The following is a 2,980-nucleotide window of genomic DNA, read 5'->3' on the forward strand; positions in this document are numbered from 1 at the left end:
TAGCGCAAGGCCTGTCTGAGCGCTGCCGGCAGTTCGAGGCGCGAGAGCAGGGCGATCGGCGCGAAGCGGATGAGGAAGGTGGCGACACCGATGCCGATGATCATCGACCAGACCAACAGGTCGCCGGCGGCCTCGCCGCTGAGGTTACTCACACTTCACCCCGAAAGTCGCGTCCGCAACTCGCGAAACTCCCTTCTCCCGCTGCGGGAGGGCCTGGGGTGAGGCGGGGAATTCAGGGAGCATGGTCCCTGCCCGGCGAACGATTCCGGCGTGCAAGCCGGAATGCGCACTGCAAGTGGAGGGCAGCGGTCATGATTTTCATGAGCGCGGGTGTTGCGACAGGTCAGAACCGTCGGCCCACAGCTTCTCGGCCGCCAGGCCGACGGCGACGCCGATCAGCGCCGCGCCGATCAGATTGAGCTTCAGCGGCAGCACCAGCAGCACCGAGGCCAGCCCGCCGCTGGCGGCGGCGAGCCGCATCGCGCGGTCGCCGAGCAGTGGCACGACCATGGCGATGAAGGTCAGCGGAACGATGAAATCAAGCGACCAGTCGGGCGGTACCAGACTGCCGAGCAGAATGCCGGCGATCGTCGCCAGCTGCCAGGCCAGCCAGGTCGTCCCGGCCACACCGAGATAGAACCAGCGCAGATCCTGCTGGCGATCCGGGTGCTGGGTGCAGTGCACGATGGTCAGGCCGAAAGCCTGGTCGGTCAGCAGATAGGCGATCACCGCCTGCCAGCGCTTGTTCTCGTTCCGGAAATGGGTCGCCAGCGAGGCGGCGTACATCAGGAAACGCAGGTTGACGATCGCCGCGGTCGCCAGAATGACCAGCAGTGGCGCACCGCTGGCGAACAGTTGCGTGGCGGCAATCTGCGCCGATCCGGCGAAGATCACCCAGCTCATCGCCGAGGCCTGCAGCGCCGTCAGTCCCGCCGTACTGGCCGCTGCGCCGCAAACCACGCCGAACGGAATGATGCTCATGCTCATTGGCGCAAAGGCGCGGGCACCGGCAATAAACTCTGTGCGCCTGCTTGGGACTTGCGGCATGGTGTGCTTTTACGAATAGAATAGAGGGTCAGAATGTAATCTTGGGACACCGCCGGGAGGAGGCAGATGGTTTATCACATTATCGTTTCGTTTGGGCGGGACAGGGAGTACGAGTTCAAGTTCCCGCACGCCGAACTCGCGGCAGGGTCTCCCGAAGAAGCGCGCCGCTGGTTTGACAAGGAGTTCGCCGATCTGGAATGTGAACCCAGCAACCCGATGGGCAAGGTCTTGATCATTGACAAGATTCTCAATGTGGCGCGTTACGGTGGCGAGCAGCGCTTCGTCGACCGGCAGGACTGGGCGACGCGCTTCGCACGCTACACCGCACTGGCGCTGGGGCGCGATACGGTCCGCATCGACGTCGCCGCCTTCAATATCGGCTACTGATCGAACTGCCGCTACCGTACCCATCGATTGCGGCGCAGGTTTCCGGACCTGCGCCGTTTCTTTTTCCGCAAGCCGCGGTCGCGGGGAAACCCATGACGCTGGTCAACAATCGACGATGAACAAGGCCTTCACCAAGGAAGCCGACGGCGACGAAGACGAGGATGAGGGGCTGGATCCCTCGTTCCGCCTGCCGGCGGGCACCCGCAACTACATTACCCCGGGCGGACACGCGCGCATCCTGGCCGAGGTCGACCAGCTGTTACGGGTCGAGCGGCCGCAGTTGGTCGGCGTCGTGCAGTGGGCAGCATCGAACGGCGATCGCTCGGAGAACGCCGATTACATCTACGGCAAGCGACGGCTGCGCGAGATCGACCGACGGATTCGTTTCCTGACCAAACGCCTGGACCTGGCCGAAGTCGTCGATCCGGCAGGGCGGCAGGGCACCGAGCAGGTCTTCTTTGGCGCCACGGTGAGCATCGCCGACGAAGAGGGGCAAGAGCAGACCTACCAGATCGTCGGCGTGGACGAAACCGACTTCGCGCGCGGGCGGATCAGCTGGGTGTCACCTCTGGCGCGAGCGCTGCTCAAGGCACGCGAAGGCGATACGGTGCGTTTTCAGAGCCCTGCCGGCGCGCGCGAGGTCGAGGTGCTGACGGTGGCCTATAGGGCGATCGAGGATTGAGGCGCCGCGGCACGCTGGCGTCGTCGCCAGGGCTTGAAATCGCTGCGACCGCCCCCACGTGTTGGTCCATTGCGCGTTGGCGCGCTGCCGTTTCGATCGATCCGGTTCTTCCTTAACGCTTTTCACGGAGTCTTCAATGGGTGTACAAAAAGAAACACTTGGTTTCCAGGCGGAAGTCAAACAGCTGCTGAACTTGATGATCCACTCGCTGTACAGCAACAAGGAAATCTTCCTGCGCGAGTTGATCTCCAACGCTTCCGACGCCTGCGACCGGCTGCGCTTCGAGGCGCTGAACAACGCCGGCCTTTACGGCGACGACAGCGAGCTCAAGATCCGCGTGGCCTTCGACAAGGAGGCGCGGACGATCAGCATTTCCGACAACGGTATCGGCCTGTCGCGCGACGAGGCGGTCGAACACCTGGGCACCATCGCCAAGTCGGGCACGCGCGAGTTCTTCTCGGCACTGACCGGCGACCAGGCCAAGGATGCGCACCTCATCGGCCAGTTCGGCGTCGGTTTCTATTCCTCCTATATCGTTGCCGACAAGGTCACCGTGACTTCGCGTCGTGCCGGTCTCGAAGCCAATCAGGCGGTGCAGTGGGAATCGGGTGGCGAGGGTGACTTTACCGTCGAGATGGTCGAGCGTGAGCAGCGTGGCACCGAGGTGGTTCTGCACCTGCGCGAGGGCGAGGACGAGTTCCTCTCGAGCTGGAAAGTGCGCGAGACGATTCGCAAGTACTCCGACCACATCACGCTGCCGATCCTGATGAAGAAGGAGAAATGGGACGAAGAGAAGAAGGCGCAGGTGGTCACCGACGAGGACGAGACGGTCAACCAGGCGTCGGCACTGTGGTCGCGTCCCAA

The 2,980-nt window shown here is 63.4% G+C and carries 5 protein-coding genes; 3 read left to right on the forward strand and 2 right to left on the reverse strand.

All coding sequences use genetic code 11. From position 1 onward, the window contains the following. Positions 1-104: AzlD domain-containing protein (locus RUW20_RS21610; protein WP_409559290.1), on the reverse strand; the 104-nt coding region annotated here is incomplete at its 3' end. 214 nt (positions 105-318) lie between these two features. Then, complete coding sequence (locus RUW20_RS03010) at positions 319-981, reverse strand: AzlC family ABC transporter permease (protein ID WP_313950715.1); 663 nt, start codon at positions 979-981, stop codon at positions 319-321. Between the two features lie 132 nt (positions 982-1,113). On the opposite strand from RUW20_RS03010, the gene RUW20_RS03015 reads away from it, so the two are divergent. The 3 genes from RUW20_RS03015 to RUW20_RS03025 all read left to right on the forward strand — a co-directional run. Further along, positions 1,114-1,434 carry a hypothetical protein gene (locus RUW20_RS03015; RefSeq protein ID WP_313950716.1) on the forward strand — a complete coding sequence of 107 codons (321 nt, stop codon included), beginning with the start codon at positions 1,114-1,116 and terminating at the stop codon, positions 1,432-1,434. A 115-nt stretch (positions 1,435-1,549) separates the two neighbouring features. Then, positions 1,550-2,116, forward strand: coding sequence for a transcription elongation factor GreB (gene greB, locus RUW20_RS03020; RefSeq protein ID WP_313950717.1), 567 nt, complete (start codon positions 1,550-1,552; stop codon positions 2,114-2,116). A 136-nt stretch (positions 2,117-2,252) separates the two neighbouring features. Beyond that, a partial coding sequence (locus RUW20_RS03025; protein ID WP_313950718.1) for an ATP-binding protein occupies positions 2,253-2,980 on the forward strand: 728 nt, incomplete at its 3' end.

Source organism: Accumulibacter sp., from assembly GCF_032229525.1.
Taxonomy (GTDB): domain Bacteria; phylum Pseudomonadota; class Gammaproteobacteria; order Burkholderiales; family Rhodocyclaceae; genus Accumulibacter.